The organism is Kineosporia sp. NBRC 101677, from assembly GCF_030269265.1.
Lineage (GTDB): Bacteria > Actinomycetota > Actinomycetes > Actinomycetales > Kineosporiaceae > Kineosporia > Kineosporia rhizophila.
Window position 1 is genome coordinate 399,752 of record NZ_BSTA01000002.1, and the last position, 16,149, is coordinate 415,900.

General features: G+C 63.5%; 15 protein-coding genes and 2 tRNA genes. 11 read left to right on the forward strand and 6 right to left on the reverse strand.

Annotated elements, in window-relative coordinates; translation table 11 throughout:
• The first annotated feature begins 41 nt into the window (after positions 1–41).
• Positions 42–269, forward strand: a complete 228-nt coding sequence (locus tag QSK18_RS07305) for a hypothetical protein (RefSeq protein WP_232813861.1) — start codon at positions 42–44, stop codon at positions 267–269.
• Positions 270–618: 349 nt separating this feature from the next.
• On the opposite strand, the gene QSK18_RS07310 is transcribed toward QSK18_RS07305, so the two are convergent.
• Positions 619–693: transfer RNA gene (locus QSK18_RS07310), tRNA-Arg, on the reverse strand.
• Positions 694–737: 44 nt separating this feature from the next.
• Entirely contained in the window at positions 738–920 is a 183-nt protein-coding gene (locus tag QSK18_RS07315) for a PIN domain-containing protein (protein ID WP_285617390.1), read from the reverse strand.
• Between the two features lie 530 nt (positions 921–1,450).
• Between QSK18_RS07315 and QSK18_RS07320 the strand changes: the two genes are divergently transcribed.
• Positions 1,451–5,416 carry an NACHT domain-containing protein gene (locus QSK18_RS07320; protein WP_285617392.1) on the forward strand — a complete coding sequence of 1,322 codons (3,966 nt, stop codon included), beginning with the start codon at positions 1,451–1,453 and terminating at the stop codon, positions 5,414–5,416.
• 304 nt (positions 5,417–5,720) lie between these two features.
• Here QSK18_RS07320 and QSK18_RS07325 read toward each other — a convergent pair whose 3' ends face one another.
• Both QSK18_RS07325 and QSK18_RS07330 read right to left on the reverse strand, forming a co-directional pair.
• Positions 5,721–6,917, reverse strand: a complete 1,197-nt coding sequence (locus QSK18_RS07325) for a hypothetical protein (RefSeq protein ID WP_285617394.1) — start codon at positions 6,915–6,917, stop codon at positions 5,721–5,723.
• Positions 6,904–7,845, reverse strand: coding sequence for a helix-turn-helix domain-containing protein (locus QSK18_RS07330; protein WP_285617396.1), 942 nt, complete (start codon positions 7,843–7,845; stop codon positions 6,904–6,906). The genes QSK18_RS07325 and QSK18_RS07330 overlap by 14 nt, the downstream gene beginning before the upstream one ends.
• 641 nt (positions 7,846–8,486) lie before the next feature.
• Between QSK18_RS07330 and QSK18_RS07335 the strand changes: the two genes are divergently transcribed.
• Positions 8,487–8,744, forward strand: a complete 258-nt coding sequence (locus QSK18_RS07335; protein WP_285617398.1) for a DUF4350 domain-containing protein — start codon at positions 8,487–8,489, stop codon at positions 8,742–8,744.
• Here QSK18_RS07335 and QSK18_RS07340 read toward each other — a convergent pair.
• Positions 8,727–9,152, reverse strand: coding sequence for a helix-turn-helix domain-containing protein (locus QSK18_RS07340; RefSeq protein WP_285617400.1), 426 nt, complete (start codon positions 9,150–9,152; stop codon positions 8,727–8,729). The genes QSK18_RS07335 and QSK18_RS07340 overlap by 18 nt on opposite strands.
• A 355-nt stretch (positions 9,153–9,507) precedes the next feature.
• Here QSK18_RS07340 and QSK18_RS07345 point away from each other — a divergent pair, with 355 nt between their 5' ends.
• From QSK18_RS07345 to QSK18_RS07375, 8 genes are all read left to right on the forward strand, one after another.
• Positions 9,508–9,825, forward strand: a complete 318-nt coding sequence (locus tag QSK18_RS07345) for a hypothetical protein (RefSeq protein ID WP_285617402.1) — start codon at positions 9,508–9,510, stop codon at positions 9,823–9,825.
• Positions 9,826–9,941: 116 nt separating this feature from the next.
• The gene (locus tag QSK18_RS07350) at positions 9,942–10,136 is read left to right on the forward strand and encodes a hypothetical protein (protein ID WP_285617404.1); all 195 of its coding nucleotides are present in this window, start codon (positions 9,942–9,944) and stop codon (positions 10,134–10,136) included.
• Positions 10,136–10,405, forward strand: coding sequence for a hypothetical protein (locus QSK18_RS07355; RefSeq protein WP_285617407.1), 270 nt, complete (start codon positions 10,136–10,138; stop codon positions 10,403–10,405). Before QSK18_RS07350 ends, QSK18_RS07355 begins: the two co-directional genes overlap by 1 nt.
• Complete coding sequence (locus QSK18_RS07360; protein WP_285617409.1) at positions 10,405–11,931, forward strand: FtsK/SpoIIIE domain-containing protein; 1,527 nt, start codon at positions 10,405–10,407, stop codon at positions 11,929–11,931. Before QSK18_RS07355 ends, QSK18_RS07360 begins: the two co-directional genes overlap by 1 nt.
• Positions 11,928–12,389, forward strand: a complete 462-nt coding sequence (locus QSK18_RS07365; RefSeq protein ID WP_285617411.1) for a hypothetical protein — start codon at positions 11,928–11,930, stop codon at positions 12,387–12,389. The genes QSK18_RS07360 and QSK18_RS07365 overlap by 4 nt, the downstream gene beginning before the upstream one ends.
• Positions 12,386–14,140, forward strand: coding sequence for a replication initiator (locus QSK18_RS07370; protein WP_285617413.1), 1,755 nt, complete (start codon positions 12,386–12,388; stop codon positions 14,138–14,140). The genes QSK18_RS07365 and QSK18_RS07370 overlap by 4 nt, the downstream gene beginning before the upstream one ends.
• A 78-nt stretch (positions 14,141–14,218) precedes the next feature.
• Positions 14,219–14,386, forward strand: coding sequence for a helix-turn-helix transcriptional regulator (locus tag QSK18_RS35865; RefSeq protein WP_352396474.1), 168 nt, complete (start codon positions 14,219–14,221; stop codon positions 14,384–14,386).
• Positions 14,383–15,753 (forward strand): tyrosine-type recombinase/integrase, encoded by a 1,371-nt coding sequence (locus tag QSK18_RS07375; protein WP_285617415.1) that lies wholly within the window; start codon positions 14,383–14,385, stop codon positions 15,751–15,753. Before QSK18_RS35865 ends, QSK18_RS07375 begins: the two co-directional genes overlap by 4 nt.
• 270 nt (positions 15,754–16,023) lie before the next feature.
• Here the strand turns inward: QSK18_RS07375 and QSK18_RS07380 are convergent.
• Positions 16,024–16,096: transfer RNA gene (locus tag QSK18_RS07380), tRNA-Arg, on the reverse strand.
• Between the last annotated feature and the right edge of the window lie 53 nt (positions 16,097–16,149).

Sequence of the window (16,149 nt, forward strand, 5' to 3'; positions counted from 1 at the left end):
GGCGCGGACAAGCTGCTTGCCTACTCCCGTAGCGTCGGAGCATGAATGCCTGGAGCCGCAATATTGGCGAAGCGGCTGCCAAGCGTTTGGTGCAATCAGGGGCGGCAGAAATACAGGATGGGCTGACCGATGCCGAGTTCGCGCGTATAGAGCGACACTTTGGCTTCAAGTTCGCCGATGACCACCGCTCCTTCCTGGCCGCGGGCCTGCCGGTCCGGGAGGGGCTCGATGAGCGTACGAGTCAGGCGAGCTGGGGGTGGCCCGCCTGACGCGATCTCGGGTCAAAGACGCTGCACAGGCAAATCAACTGGCCGAAAGACAGCATTCGCCGACACCTCGCTGAGGGGAACTGGCCCAGTGGGTGGGGTAAGCGCCCGAAGAGCGAAGATTCGAGAGTGGCGAAGGCAGAGCGACTACTGGCAGAGGTACCGACGTTAGTGCCTGTGTATGCCCATCGATACCTGCCCACCGGATCAGGCACGAGCGGGCACTCTGTCCTGTCGGTTCACTGGCTGTCCGACACCGTCGTGTACGGGATTGACCTGGAGGACTACGTGGTGCGGGAGTTCCAGGAGCCGTCAGAGGTGGTCCCCTTCTGGCGTGACTGGCTCTGACCGGTGGTGCCCCCGAGAGGATTCGAACCTCCGACACAAGGTTTAGGAAACCTCTGCTCTTGTGCCCCTGATCTGGGCTCTCCGTCCGCGGGGCTGGCCGTGGGACACAGGTGGGACACAGACCTACTCAGCCGTGATCAGACGCAGGCCGTTGTGGTCGAGGAAGCGCTGGAAGTCCTTGACGTTCAGCGTCGCCAGCGGCAGATCATGGGTGATGCAAGCCGCCGCGATCCAACTGTCGTTCTGCGGACCGGTCTGTCCTCGTAACTGAGCCGAGCCCGTGATCCGTCCCCATGTCGTGGCCACACGCTCATCACCCTCCACCACAGCGAAACCTGAGAGCCAGTCGGAGAAGTTCTAGCGCCGCGTGTTGCGTGCCCTTAGCTGCCAGCAACTCTTCGACCGTACGGCGGGGGCGTGGGGCCGGCACTGGGTACTGCTCTGCGGAAGCGCTCACCGCTCCTATCCCCTTCCTGCCGCGATGGGTCCCGAATACCAAGTCTACAGGCGGGCGTAGCTTCACCGAAGTATGCTTCAACCGCAGATCGCGGTTGCACAGGACCGCGACAAGCTGTCTAAGAACAGGACAATCCTCAGGGCGGCCAAAGCTTGACGTCCCCCGAAAGCCGAGGGTGTTGATTCGGACAGCGCACTCAAGGCGCATCTACGTGCGAAACGCTTGCGCTCCACCTTGCTGACGCGACTGCCTAGCGCTGAGGTTCCGGGCTAAATCCTCCAGAAATACGCACCTAGTTAGCAGTTCCGCTAGTCAGACGCCTTGCGCTGACGCTACCCTCTCGTGAGAGCAATGTAGCAATCATGCAATAGGAGATCGCGTGTCTGATTATGATTTCAGTCGTCTGTCGACTAGGTCATTTGAGAGCCTTGTGCAAGCATTGGCCGTTGCTGTCGTTGGGCCTATGGTCCAAGTATTCGGCGATGGACGAGATGGCGGAAGAGAGGCAATTTTTCAAGGAGCAACGCTCTACCCGACACCCGACGCCTGCTGGGACGGTTACGGCGTCATTCAAGCGAAGTTCCGCCAGCGCGAAGACCAGCCAGGCAGTGAATCGAACACTAAATGGGCTTTGGGTCACCTAGAGTCGGAACTACGTGAATACGAGAAGGACGACAGCCTCCGCACCCTTCCAGATTACTATATCTTCGCAACCAATGTACCCCTCACGCCATACCCTACGGCTGGCGGAAAAGACTCCTTAAGTGCACGGTTGGAGAAGTTTTCCAAAGAGCATGGACTCAAGGGTTGGGCTCTTTGGGATTACGACCAGATAGGAACTTTCCTTGATGATCACGCGGCCATTCGGCAAACGTACTCTGCGTGGACGACCCCAGGAGATGTTTTAGCCAGGTTGATTTCTTCCATGGCGATCGAAGAAGCTGACCTAGCGAGCATTTTGGCAACGTATCTTGCCAAAGAATTGGCTCGTGACCAGAACGCGCTTCTTCAGCAAGGCGGTCATGCACCCGAAGAAGAAATTTCCCTTGCTAAAATCTTTATTGATGTACCAATTAAAATGTTGTCAAGTGCAAGAGATGCTCACCCTTTCGCAGTTGAAGATGACGACATCTGGTTTGTTGAGAGCTTTATTGAGCTCGCTGAAACGCCCATAACCTATGACGCGGAGGGAGGGAAATCAAAACAGGGTCGGGTGGTGTTGATTGGAGGGCCTGGTCAGGGCAAGACCACGGTTGGTCAATATGCCTCGCAACTCTTCAGGTTGGCCCTTCTAGCAAAAATGCCGCCCCAGGTCTTGACGCCCCAAACTCTGGATATCGCACGTGACCTCGAGTCAGGAGCGGAGCAGCGAAATTTGGATTTGCCCACGAGCGGGCGTTTCCCAATGCGTGTTGTTCTTAGCGAGTTCGCTGATGACTTAGCTAATAATCCCGATCTTTCCCTGCTAGAGCACGTAACTTCGATTATCAATAAGCGCGCAAGCCGTGCAATGTCACCGGAATCTCTCGATCGATTTCTTGACGCATACCCCTTTGTGCTAATCCTGGATGGGCTGGACGAGGTTCCAGCCAGTGGCAATCGCACACGTTTGCTCACGGCAATAAATGATTTTGAGATTGACGTTAGAATGCGTGAGTTGGATGCTCTGATTTTGGTTACCACCCGACCTCAGGGGTACAACGAAGAACTCTCACCGAAGTACTATCAACACTGGCAGCTCACTCCCCTTGACCCGAATACTGCACTTCAGTACGGCGCAATGCTGGCAGAACAAAAATTTAAGCACAACCCTGACAGAGCCGAACGAATCAATCGCCGCCTTACTAGAGCGGTGCGAACTGATGCCACTGTGCGATTGATGGCATCTCCCTTGCAGGTAACAATTATGGTTCTTCTCGTCGACCAACAAGGGGAGCCACCAGAAGATCGATGGGATCTTTTTGATAGGTACTACCAGTTAATTTACAATCGCGAGATCGAACGTGATATTGAAGCCTCAGAGCTTCTGAGGGAGCATAAAGCCGAGATTGACCGAGTCCATCACCTAGCTGGGCTCCTGCTACAGGTCCAAGCGGAGGTCATTGGCGGTGCAAATGCACGGCTCACAACCGAGACATTTAGTAACATTGTGGCAGAACACCTACGGATTGAAGAATATGCGCCGGAGCGCATTGATGACTTGACCCGCAGGATCGTTGACGCGTCGGCACAACGGCTCGTGTTCTTGGTCGGAGTTGAGGACGATCGCGTTGGCTTCGAAATTCGTTCGCTTCAGGAGTTCATGGCCGCTGAAGCTTTGACTGAGGATGGCGATGAACTAATCCCGGAACGGTTACGGACCATCGCTGGGAGCCCTCATTGGCGCAACGTGTTTCTCTTCGCGGTAGGGAAATGCTTCCGCCTGCGGCGGTCGCTCCGCGCTGACATCGTGCATATTTGTCACGAGCTAAACGACTTTTCGGCATCGAAGCCCCATGCATTGGTAAGGGCAGGCTCCACCCTTGCTTTAGCTCTTCTGCAGGATGGCGGTCCCCGACGTGCTCCTACATATGCGAGGCAACTTCTTCGGCTTGCGTTTGATCTTTTCGGTAAAGAGCCGACCAGTCCCACTCAACTGGCGAGTCTCGTCACCGTGGACACCGTAGAGACTGCGCAGCAGCTCGTCACTGAGGGAATCTCATCTCGCTCCAGCGGTGACGCTTCGTGGGAGTTCTTGGCGAGTCTTATCGAGAGAGGCACGGTTCAATACTCCGCTTGGGAGGCGGAAGCCCGAAATCACGCCCCCTTGGTATTCTCGCCCTCACTATGGTGGCGGTGCGCTGCCATTGCTCAAACTAACGTTGATCTTTGTGCCTTCCTCCTCCGAATGCTGCCGCAATTAAATCCTTTCGAGGTTATCCTGCGTGGCCGTCGCATAGTCAACTCGCTAGACCACGGTCGAGAATCTTTCCCGCTGATACAAACCGATGATCCACTGGTCACAGTTATTCGAACGCTATCGCGGAGGACCCGTTCTCGTGCCTCCGTCAGTTGCAAGGAGATACCCAACACTCATTTCGATATTGTCGAGATCGGCAAATTCGGTGCTAGCTTGTCGGCCGACTTCATGCCCGAAAATCTTAGGTCTTCTGCCCATCCGGGCTGGGCTTATCTGGCCGCTGTGCTGAGGTTCTCTTTGACCCCCTCCATGGAAAGCTTCAAACAGGCCTGTAGCTTCGACGGCCGCTTTTCAACTACGCTTGACCTTCAAGCCATTTTGCCGTGGATACTTGGGCACTTCAATTGGATCAAAAAAGAGCTCCCGCATCTAACGGATGTATTCTCCGACGTCTCCGAATCCGTCGTGGAGTCTTGGCTATCTGCAGAGCAGGAGTGGCGGTCCGTAGGCTTCTCATTCGTTGCGAGCGTGAACCAAGCCGCAGGAGATCCTCGCGAATTTGCCTTGTGTTCGACTGGAAGCATGCCTCTCTCGCAAGCAAGGGCACAGATGTTTTTGCATCCACAAAGAGGAGAGGTCTCCGGGTTCTCAGGCGCGCTGATCAGTGAGAATTTTGACGACTTGGTCTCTAAGATCAAAGGCATGGAAATCAGCGAAATGCGTGCCAACTCCCTCAATCTGCTAAATATGTGGCTCCTGTATATGCACGCCTCCGACGCGCCTGATGTCGTAGCTCACGGGTATCGATCCCTGTTCCCTCCGGACGAGCCCTTTCCTGTCGATGGCTCGTGGGCCCTCGGATCCATAGAGATAGAAAAGAATGAATGCCTCCCCCCAGAAGAGCGACTCACTTACATAAGTAAAATGCTTCGCCTGTACGCGTTTGGAGACAGGCTTAAAGTAAGATTCCCTGATGCTCGCGAGCGACTACTTAATGAGCAGAATGACGTAGGTGCCCTGGTGCAGATCGCATTTGAAGCTGCGTTCGAGAGAGACGCGCGACCATTTGATGCGGACATGTATTGCCGAAACGTCAAAGAGGCTGATCGATATCTACGCGACTGTGCACGTATAATTATCGACTCACGTTTTCTGGGAATTGATGTAAGCAAGACGGTCAGCCTGCTTCAAAGCTGGGAAAGTGATGAACGCTTCATTAATCCACTTTCGGGGATCCTTTCCGCGGCAAGGATGCGCACGGAAGGCCTGACGGAAGTATCGGAACTGCTTGTGGAGCTCGTAAGTTGTCGGGAGAATCTGTCGCCGCAGATCCGCTCCTCAGCACGCAGTCACCTGACCCAGCTCGTCGAGGAAGAAAAGACATTGCTTGGTAAGAAGGAAAGGTGGCAGGACTTGGGGCTTCCCGGCGGGCTGCTGGATGCCTAGGAATTTGATTGTGGTGGTGGCTGCAGGGCCTTGATCCAGAAGAGAGTAATTCGGCAGTGCACGAGAGTTGCTGGTGTCGAGCTGCCGGGTGCCCCGTCGGGTCGGTGCCGCAGGTGCCGCATGCCCGGCGGGGCATCCCGGCCTCCCTCGGTGTTCGGCAACTGGTCTGCGTGCTGCCGTCGCTGAGGCTCTGCCGTGGACGGGGACACGGTCGCGGTTGTTCGGCAACCGGGGTCCGGGCATGAGTGGAGGGCAGGAAGCACACCGCTAGTGCCTCCTGCCCTCGTCATGTCGGGGCCTGGTGTCAGGCTGCGGCGGGTCGTCGGAGGACGATGGGTGCGCCGTCGCCGCCGAAGGTGGGACCGGCCGGCCAGAGTTTGGCAAGCTCGGTCGGGTTGTGGGGGTGGTGGTAGACGGCGGTGAGGACCTTCTTGATGGTCGCCTCGTCGGCCTGGTCCCCGAGGTTCATGAACCAGTCGGTGCCGGCCGTGTACGACCACAGGTAGGACCGCAGCAGTGGGTCGGTGCCCCGGTCGGACAGGAGGTTGCCGATCTGGTCCAGGCTCAGCCACGGTGCGCGGGCGCGGACGTGTTCGGCAACGTCGCGTAGCGGGAAGCCGGCGTTGATCGCCCGGTGCACTTCACCACGGACGATGTGCAGGTAGTGGTTGAGTCGGGCCTTGGCCATGAGCGGGGCGTTGTGGGGCTCGGTGTAGATCGGCCACGCCGTCGCCAACCCTTCCAGCAGCGGCTGGTAGGGCAGGTGCACCGTCATGGTGCGCACCCAGTCGACGTCTTCGTTCTCGGCGGTCTGGGCGAAGCTGGATAGCTGTAAGGCGTGGCCGAGGAGTTCGTGCTGGGCGAAGAACCGCAGCCCGTCCTCGGTGAACACTGCGGTGCGCTGGTTGAACCGCAGGCGTGAGTGGTGGCCGGCCCCGTCGACCCAGAACGACCAGTAGTCGTCGATGTCGACGACCTGCACGTCCACCGTGTACGTGGCCGTGGTTCCGGTCAGCTCGCGTACGACGGGCTCGGCCTCGTCGGCCAGTACCTGGACCTGTGTCGCGGCCCGTTCGATGGTCATGGGCGTTTCGAGCTGGGTCACCTCGTCGGCCAGGTTCGCGTCCCAGGTGATGCCCAGGTCGGCGTACGCCTTGCGGGCTCGATCGCCCAACTCGGTCACATACTCCTCGGACCAGCCGGCCGTGCCGCATCCCTGCGTGGCGCGCATGTACGCGTCGAGCTCGGGCCGCTCGCCCAGCACACAGGAGAGGTAGGCGAGGTGGGCGCGGGTGGTCTGCTCGACCTTGGTCTCGCCGTCGGCCTTGGCCTGCTGGTTGAGCTTGGTGAGCTGGTCGTAGACGTCGATGCGGCTGGTAGCTGGGGTGATGGGGGCGTTGGTGGGGGCGCAGTCGTAGTCGATGACCTGCCGGCCGCCGCGCGCTTCCTCGTAGGCTCCCCAGGAACGGACGAGGGATTCGACCTGGTCACGCAGTCGCACGGGCCACGTCCCATCGAAGCGTCACGCTCTGGTTGGACCGCAGGTCGCGGCGGGTCAGATCGATCACGGTCACGTTCTCCTCAGACTCCAAAGACAGGCTCTCGGTCGCGGTGATCTCGGAGCCGTCAAGGCGCTCTTCAACCGCCGTGCAACCGCTGAGAGCTTCCACCCCGTGCAGGCGTAGCTGCAACCGAAGGAGCTGAGTGGGGAGGAAAACCGTCTGACGCCAGTAGAGCTCGCTGGCGAACTGCCCGCCTGTCGCGGTGTAGCCGACGGTGGCGGACTCATTGGGGCCGACGGCGGGGAAGATCTGCGCCATGAACTTCACCTGCACGCCCACGTCGTGAATAGGCTTGATGAAGACGCTGCGGTCGCTGTCGGTGGCCTCGACCACGATCGGGGCGTGGGTGTGCTTGAACCAGACCTGCCGGGTGAGGCCGGTGACCGGGGTGTCACCGTGGTTGTTCAGGTGGTGGACCTGGCGGACATCGACGCGCCCGTCCGGGTAGACGTCGAGCGTGACGTCCAGACGCTCATCGACCAGCTCACCAGCCGTGGTGGCGGGAGCGAATTGAGGACGCTGGGCGCCCGGTAGTCCGGTAGCTGCGGTGTCGGTGGTGGTCCGGTTCGGGTCGTGGCTCTCCCATAGCCGGGGCGCGAGGCCGAGGAAGCTGCCGGGGATGTGCAGGCCGTCTGCGATCCGCTCGACCACCTCGACGGATGCGATGCGGTCCTTGCCGGTCATGATCCGGCTGACCCGCGATTGGGTCATGTTCTCGATCGGGGCGGCAATGCGGTCCTGGCTGGCGTGGTCCCACTGCCTCATCAGGTGGAACATGCGCTGGAAGTCGCGCTCTCGGCACGCTTCCTGGAAGTCGGCGCGGGCCAGAAGGTCTTCCGAGACCGTGTAGTCCGACAGCTCCCGCATGCTTCCCCCTCGCTGGTCCCACCCACTGCTGCGTTGCGCTCGGTAGACGGAAGGTTACCGCGCCCAAGTCAACCCTGTATGAGCGGCATGCCGCTTTTCAAGCGCTCGGGCGCTCCGAAAGCGTTCGGCAACCGCCGACAGGCATCCGTTCTGGGCAGGGTCCATGCAGGGTCGGTATAGATGCGCCGTGCGTTTCCGCAGGTCTTGCCGCGAAGCAGGCTTTTCTCACCGGCCTTTCCCGGGTGACAGCGGCGCAAGTCCTCGGGAGAGGCCGGCTCCAAGGAGCGGAGCGGGAGGGAAGCTGTGAATCTGAGCCGTTTTCCACGCCAACGTACGGCGGGGCAACGCGTGAGAGTAGGACGGGCAAGAGCGGTGCCGGCCGAACAACGCGGAAGCGAACCACCGAAGGGTCCGGCTCGACGCGCCGTGATCCCTCGACAGAAGACTCCCGGCCAGTGAGGGCCGGGGGCGGCGCCTGGCTCCCGGTCAGCCTCCCTCCGCTGCGGTAAGAGCGGCGCCGGGGTGCGTGCCGGCCTCATTCGGGATGAAGGCCGGCACGCACCCACACATTGACTGCCCGCGCGCACTCGACGGGGAAAGTGCGCGCGGGCTTCCCGTTTTGCTGGCTAAAGGGAGTCGGGATGGATGCAGAGGAGCTTGCTTCGATGCTGCGTGAGCACGGGGTCACGGTGCAGCGCACCTCGCCGCTACCTCGGGCGCTCACCGGGGAGTCGGCAGTGGCGGTGTTCCTGGATCCGACGCGCAATCAGCGGGAACTGGCTCGTGGCTGCGTGATGCAGCTCGACGGGGTGAGCTCGGTGAAGTTCTCGGCCATCACGCCGTGGGTCATGTTCGTGACGTACTCGTCCCTGGGCCTGAACTCACGCGCGTGGGTCTGAGCCGGTCGGCCGTTCGGCCCGCAGGTGGTTCTCGACACTGGCCAACCTGTCGCTGAGCTGCTGTAACGTGCGCTCGACCCTGGCTATCGCAACGGCCACCTGGTCCCCGCCGGGCTCTTCGGCCGGCACCTGTCGCTGGGTCGTCACCAGGATGCTGATCAGGTGATCGGCCGGCCAATCCAGGGCAACGGCGATCGCTTCCAGCGTTTTGTTCTGCACGCGCCGACTCGCCCCGTGCTGGACCGTGCGCAGTGTCGAGACGGAGATGCCTGACAGGCGTGCCAGTTCCTGCTGGCCGATCCTGCGGGCTGCCATGCGCTCGTTGAGCGCTGCTGCCACTGCCTGCCAGTCTTCGCCGTTGACCTGCCCCCGGGCCGTGTACACCGTAGGCGTTCCCCGCTCAGCCATGCCGGAATAGTAACCGCCGAGACGGGCATTTCTTACCCCCACGCATTGCCTTTCTGGCCACTATGCAAACCATGTCTATTTCCGGCCTGCCGCCCATATGGGGTTGGCATAGAAAATATTAGGTCTGCCTTGTACCGCCTACCTAAGCGTTGATGCGCGCTTGCTAAGCGGTTCACGATGTTCTCGCAGCTCAGACAGGGCTGACACCGCAGAGAAAGCACTTCACACCGCTCGATTGGGGCGGGTGAGTGTGGGCGGTTGAATGGCGAGAGTGGGAGCCGAAGAAATGGCTGTTGAGGGCCGTATCAATGTCCGTCACGAGGACGTGTTCACCCAGCCCATCATGGTTCTTTCGGTGGACGCCGTGGAGGACTTCGACAAGCGCAAGGCGGGCAATGTCGACCCCCAGGAACTGGATAAGCAGACCGGCCAGCGCCTGTGGGCGGTCAGCATCCTGGACCCGACCGCGCAGCAGGGACGACGCGAGATCAAGGTCAAGATCCCGGCCGATCACCAGCCGGTACCGCCGGCCGGGCTGATGGCTCCGGCGGAGTTCGACGGGCTGCAGGTGATCCCCTACCTGGACTCCAACCGCGCCAAGCCCCGCGTCGCGATCGCCTACCGGGCAACGGGTTTCCGCGCCCCGGCACGGGCGCAGCGGCAGGCGTCGTAGTCCAGGTGCTCGCGCTCGGGTGATGTGGCGCCCCGTCCCTCCATCGGGTTCGGGGCGCCCCTCCCGGGCATCGCCCGTCGTCGATCAGCACATGTTCCCCAGGATTGAGGTTTGAAATGCGTTCCAGCACTGGCAGTAAGCGTCGTGGTCCGTTGGCCAAGCCGTGCCGTACCTGCGCCGAGGTTCACCCGGTGGGGCGGCTGCACTTCGGGCAGTGCCCCGACTGCGCGCACCTGGTCGCTCTCCCGCTGCGGGGTGAGGGTGGCCGGTTCATCTCCTTCACCAGCCACACCAGCGGCGGTGACCTGTGATGGCCCGCGGCCTGGACTCGTTCTGGTTCGACCAGTACCAGGAAAGCAACCAACGGGTCCTGGCGGCCTGCCGCGCCGTGGGCATGGCCGGCTCCCTGCTCGATCCGGATGAGCGCTGGGACGACACCGATCGTCTGGTGCGCCTGCGCGACGTCGTGGATGACCTGCGCGCGGCCCTCGGCCTGCCCGATGCGCCCGCCCTGCACACCCACACCACCTCGACCACCACGACTACCTCAACTGACTCCACGGATGGGAGCACCCTCTGATGCTGGTCAACGGCACCCGCGTGGAAGACCTGGCCGGCACCGGCCTCACCACCCGACAGCGCTACGTCGTCCCGTTGTGGGTCACAGTCCCGCTCTTCATTACCAAGTACCTGGCCAGAGCTTCACGGTGGCTGCTGCGGCAGGCGTTCACCTACTGGGGGCTGTCCCTGCCCGCGTTCGTCCTGCTGGTGATCTGGTCGCGGCTGGGCGGGTTGTGGGCGCTGACGGCGCTGACCTGGTGGCTCGCGCTGGGCCTGGTCTGGGCCTACCGGTGGCCGGCTTCCTTCGACGTCGCGGTCTCCCAACCGAGCCGGGGTGTGTGGCGGTGGTGGACGAAATACAAGCGGCGCTGGCACCCGGCGATGGACGGAACGGGGCTTACTCGCGTCACCCCCGACCGTGAGGTCTACGTCCCGGCCGTGACCCGTGTCCGCTCCACGCCGGTGGTGGACACGCTGCACCTGCGCCTGCTACACGGCCAGACACCAGCCGATGTGGCGGCTCGGGCTGAGGGCCTGCGGCATGTGTACGCCGCTCACCGGTGCAGTGTGATCGAGGACGCTCCGGGCCGGGTGCGGGTGCTGTTTTACGCCAAGGACCCGTTGCGCCACCTGGTCGCACCGCTGGAACCTGCGCCGCTCCCGGTGCTGGATGCCCTGCCTGTGGCACTTGGGGAGGACGGTGAGGTGTTCTGTCTGTGGCTGAACGGCCGGCACGTCCTGCTGGCCGGCGCATCCGGGTCCGGGAAGGGCTCGGCGCTGTGGTCGACGGTGCGGGCGCTGGCTCCGGCCGTTGCTGATGGCACGGTCCGCCTTCGCGGGGTGGACCCCAAGGGTGGGATGGAGCTGTTCCCCGGCCGGGCGCTGTTCGCCGAGTACGCCGATGAAGACTTGGACGCCATGCTGGCCCTGCTGGAGCGGGCGGTGGCGGACATGAACGACCGCAAACGCAGGCTGAAAGACGCTGGGGTACGGGTCTTCACACCGTCCAAGGAAGATCCGCTGGAAGTGATCGTGATCGACGAGCTGGCGTTCCTGACCGCCTACGCCCCCAAGGACATCAAGGCAAAAGTCGCTGCCGCGATGCAGGTTCTGCTGTCCCAGGGTCGGGCGGTCGGGTACAGCGTCCTGGCCGCGTTGCAGGACCCTCGGAAGGAGGTGCTGCCGTTCCGGGACCTGTTCACCTACCGCATCGCGTTGCGGCTGGCCGAGGACTCCCACGTCGACATGGTCCTCGGGGAGGGAGCGCTGGAACGGGGCGCGGCCTGTCACCTGATCCCGGCCAGCCTGCCCGGCATCGCCTACGTCCGCGTCGAAGGCGCCCTGGAACCGGTCCGGGTCCGTTTCTCCTACCTGTCCGACACCGACATCGTCGACATGGCCTCGCAGTGGCCGGCCCCGGAGAACACCGACTGGACGCCGTTGCCCGACACGCCGGCCTCCGACCCGGCCGCCGGCCGGGAAACCGGCCCGGATGAGGCGTACCCCTTCCGCTTCTGGACCACGGGTGAAGGTGACGACGCGTGAGCGATAACCCGGCCACCCCTGGAACGGCCATGCCAGAACCCAGCCCCGACCAGAACCCGACTGGGCAGACCAGCCCGGCGCCCGGCTGGTGGTCCCGCTTCCACAGCCCTACGGACCCCGACCACGACGAGAGCGCCACCGCCGAGACCAACCCGGCCGACGACGTCCTTCTGCCTGAAGCACCTACCCCGGCGGTGTGGCCGGAAGGCTGGACCGTCGTCCCTCCGGTCGGCTCGATCGTCACTGACGTGGGCGTCTCGTTCTCCCTGGCCCCTGCCTCGCTGACGGATCGGCCGGTGCGGGTGCGGTGCACCTCCTGCGACTGGGACGACACCGCACCCCAGCCTGCGGCCGTCGACGCCGTCCGGGTTCACGCCCTGCGCCACATCGCCGACCCGCGCCCCCGGATCGCTCACCTGCCGAGCTGGCTCCAGCCTCGACTGAAGGGACGCCGATGACCACCACCCCCGTTCCCACGGCCTCGGCCAACCTGGGCAACCCCATGCAGCCGACCGCAGCCTCGATCTCGAACCTGACCCGCAACAGCCGCGCCGAACGCGCCCGCATGCCCGTCGCCCTCCACGTCGCCGAAGACGTCGCCATCGCCAACGGCGTCTGCGTCCGCCCCATCACTCAGCGCGTCACCGACACCCACACCGGCGAAGTCACCCTGGTCGATGTCCCCTGCGGGGCAACTCTTGAGTCCAAGTGCCCGACCTGCGCCCAACGTGCCCGCCGACTTCGCATGCACCAGTGCCGGGCCGGCTGGCACGCCGACTCCGACCCCATCCCCGACGAAGACACCTCCACCTCAGCCCAGCAGGACCTCGTGGCGGCCCGCGCGGACGTCACCGCAGTCCGGGACGACTTCCTCGCCCGCGGCGACCTCGGTGTAGCTGAGGCCGCGTCAGAGACGCTGGACGCCATCGACGCTGAACTGGCCGAACTGGGCGTGCGCGGGCCACTCGAACGTGAGAAGCCGGAAGCAGCCCGGCGGAAGCGCTCCACCCGTCGACGTCAGGATGCACCCGATCTGCCCAAGCGGGTGATGGCGAAAACCACGGTGGGACAGACGTTCCCTGGCAACGATGGGAAGGTCTACCGGCCGTCCATGTTCGTCACGGTCACCCTGCCCGGCTATGGGCGCGTCGACGGCAACGGCGTGCCCCTCGATCCGGGACGGTATGACTACCGGCGGGCGGCGCGGGATGCGATCCACTTCCCCAAGCTGCTGGATCGGCTGGTGCAGAACCTGCGCCGCGTCGCCGGTTATGACGTGCAGTACTTCGCCACCGTCGAACCCCAGAAGCGCCTGGCCCCACACGCCCACATCGCGATCCGGGGCACCATCCCGCGTGCCCTGGTCCGCCAGGTCATCGCGGCCACGTATCACCAGGTCTGGTGGCCCCAGGCGGATACGCCGGTTTACGTCCGCGAAGACGAATTACCCGTCTGGGACGAAGATGCCGACGCACCCGATGCGGTTGGCAACCCCGCCAGCGAATCAGTCGGTTACCTCGACCCCACCACAGCGGCCGTGCTGCCGACCTGGGACGAAGCCCTCGACGACCTCGACACCATGGACGACCTGGAACCACAGCACGTGGTCCGCTTCGGTATCCAGTCCGACATCCAGGGCCTGCTGGCCGGATCCCCCGACGCTGACCGGCGCGTGGGCTACCTCGCCAAGTACCTCACTAAGTCCATGGGCACCGCCCACGGCGAGAACGAGAACCCGGCCGTCAAGGCGCACGTCGACCGCCTCGTCCACGCCCTGCGCTACGAACCGTGCTCCCCGCGCTGCGCGAACTGGCTGCGCTACGGGATACAGCCGAAAGACGCCCGCCCCGGCCTGATCCCCGGCGCGTGCAAGGCCAAAGCACACCGCCGCGAACACCTCGGCTACGGCGGCCGGCGCGTCCTGGTCTCCCGTAAGTGGTCGGGCAAGACCCTCACCGACCACCGCCACGAACGCCGGGCCTTCGTCCTGGCCCTGCTCGGCGTCGACCCCGACAGCGCCGACGCAACCCGCGGCGACAAGACCGCCGACCGCTACGTCTGGGAGCCAGTCAACCCGAACGAACTGCCACCGCTATCCACGCGACTGCTGCATGCCATCAGTCAACGCCAGACCTGGAGGGCGGCGTATGAGGCGGCCAGGGATGGGCAGGGGCCACCGGCTCGACCGGGTGAGCTGCGTTCGGCGTAGTGCTTGGACCACTTGATAGCAGGAAACCATTGTTGCTGTGGAGGTTTGGTGAGTACTCGGCGGGGTACACGAGACCTGATGACGGTCGATGAGGTTCTGGAAGAGCTACGGGTGCCTCGGCGCTCGTGGCAGCGCTGGCGTGAGCTGGGAACCGGGCCTCGCTGCCTCCGGCTTCCGAACGGCGAACTGAGGGTGGAGCGGCCGACGCTGGATGCTTGGCTTGAGTCGCTGCGGGAGGCGGCGTGATCAGCCAGGACGTAAGGATCTATAGCCTCGGCATTCGGAGGGACCGGCCGAAGCCGTACACGGTGCGTTGGAAGGTGGGGCCGGCGCCTCGTCGGCAGGCGTTCATCACGCGGGCTCTGGCTGAGAACTTCCGCTCCGATCTGCTCCAGGCCGCGCGCCGTGGTGAAGCCTTTGACGTTGAGACTGGCCTGCCGGAGTCGATGTGGCCGAAGGCGGAGACCCGTTCGTTTCATCAGGCGTGTCTGGCCTACGTCGATATGAAGTGGCCGGGGTCGGCTGGCACGTCTCGCTCAGCTCGGGCGCAGGCCCTGGCTACCGCTGCGGTCTGCATGGTCGATGATGCGGCGCCTGATCGTCCGAAAGATGCTGTGTTGCAACATGCCCTGACCAAGTGGGCCTACAACGCCAAGACGCGGGATGATGACAAGCCGGTCGAAGCGCGGGCAGCCCTGGCCTGGTTGGAAGCGCATTCAGTCCCCATCAGCGTGTTCGCCGAGTCGGATACTCGCGTCCGCCACACTCGGCGCGTTCTGGACGCGTGCGCGACCTTGCAGGACGGGGCACCGGCAGCGGCGACCACCTCGGCGCGGAAGCGGGCGGTGCTCTACAACCTGTTCGGCTACTGCGTCGAACAGGGGGAGCTGCCGACGAACCCAATCGACACCGTGCAGTGGAAGGCGCCGCACAAGTCGGAGGAAGTAGACCGGCGCGTGGTCGCCTCGCCCGCCCAGGTTCGGGAGCTGCTGACGGCCTGCACGTATGTCGGGCGCGTGAGGGGGCCTCGCCTGGTCGCGTTCTTCGCGCTCCTGTACTTCGCCGCGCTCCGGCCAGCCGAAGCCCTGGCGCTGAAGGTCACCGACTGCGAACTCCCGGAGAAGGGCTGGGGCCTGCTGCTGCTCTCGTCGTCCACCCCGGAAGCCGGCCGGGCCTGGACCGACAGCGGCCAGGGGCGCGAGGAGCGGGGGCTGAAGTGGCGCGGGCGTAGGGCTGTTCGTCCGGTACCGATCCCGCCAGAACTGGTGCGCATCCTGCGGCATCACGTCGACACCTTCGGCACCGGACCGGACGGTGTGCTGTTCCGGACGGCTATGGGACGGCCGTACGCGCCGGATACCTACTACCGCGTCTGGCAGGGAGCCCGGGCGCTGGGGATGCCACCAGGCGTCCGTGTAACTCCGGTGGCCGCGCGACCATACGACCTCCGGCACGGCGGGGTGACTCTGTGGCTGAACTCTGGAGTGCCGGCGCCTGAGGTCGCCCGGCGAGCCGGGCACAGCGTCGATGTCCTGCTCAAGATTTACGCGGGCTGCATGGACGACGGGACCAGCGAGGCGAACGGCAAGATCGACAAGGCTCTATCGAGCTGACCACATCGCTGTACGACTGGGCCGGGACGGTATCGTCCCGGCCCTTCGTCTGTCCCTGCCCGTCCTGGGACACAGCCGGCCTGGCAGGAATGCAGAAAGGCGGGCCTGACCTGGGCAGTCGCTAGGCCGCAGGGGTCCAGCTCTGGGACACACATGGGACACAGACAGTGGCGTAACCCTGCTTTTGGCGGCATCTGGTGGCACGCGGCGGCAGTCGCAGCAGGGAGGCAAAGAGGCTGGTCAGGAGCGGAAAAGAGGCTTTGACCTGGGTGCCCCCGAGAGGATTCGAACCTCCGACACAAGGTTTAGGAAACCTCTGCTCTATCCTCTGAGCTACGGGGGCGGGCCGCAGTAGCCTATCGCAGCCCCGCGGCCCCATCCGCCGTCCGGGTGGCG

Coding starts and splice junctions, on each gene's coding strand:
- QSK18_RS07350 (WP_285617404.1), top strand. CDS start 9,942: ATGCGTTCCAGCACTGGCAGTAAGCGTCGTGGTCCGTTGGCCAAGCCG.
- QSK18_RS07335 (WP_285617398.1), top strand. CDS start 8,487: ATGGATGCAGAGGAGCTTGCTTCGATGCTGCGTGAGCACGGGGTCACG.
- QSK18_RS07305 (WP_232813861.1), top strand. CDS start 42: ATGAATGCCTGGAGCCGCAATATTGGCGAAGCGGCTGCCAAGCGTTTG.
- QSK18_RS07360 (WP_285617409.1), top strand. CDS start 10,405: ATGCTGGTCAACGGCACCCGCGTGGAAGACCTGGCCGGCACCGGCCTC.
- QSK18_RS07340 (WP_285617400.1), bottom strand. CDS start 9,152: ATGGCTGAGCGGGGAACGCCTACGGTGTACACGGCCCGGGGGCAGGTC.
- QSK18_RS07370 (WP_285617413.1), top strand. CDS start 12,386: ATGACCACCACCCCCGTTCCCACGGCCTCGGCCAACCTGGGCAACCCC.
- QSK18_RS07355 (WP_285617407.1), top strand. CDS start 10,136: ATGGCCCGCGGCCTGGACTCGTTCTGGTTCGACCAGTACCAGGAAAGC.
- QSK18_RS35865 (WP_352396474.1), top strand. CDS start 14,219: ATGACGGTCGATGAGGTTCTGGAAGAGCTACGGGTGCCTCGGCGCTCG.
- QSK18_RS07330 (WP_285617396.1), bottom strand. CDS start 7,845: ATGCGGGAGCTGTCGGACTACACGGTCTCGGAAGACCTTCTGGCCCGC.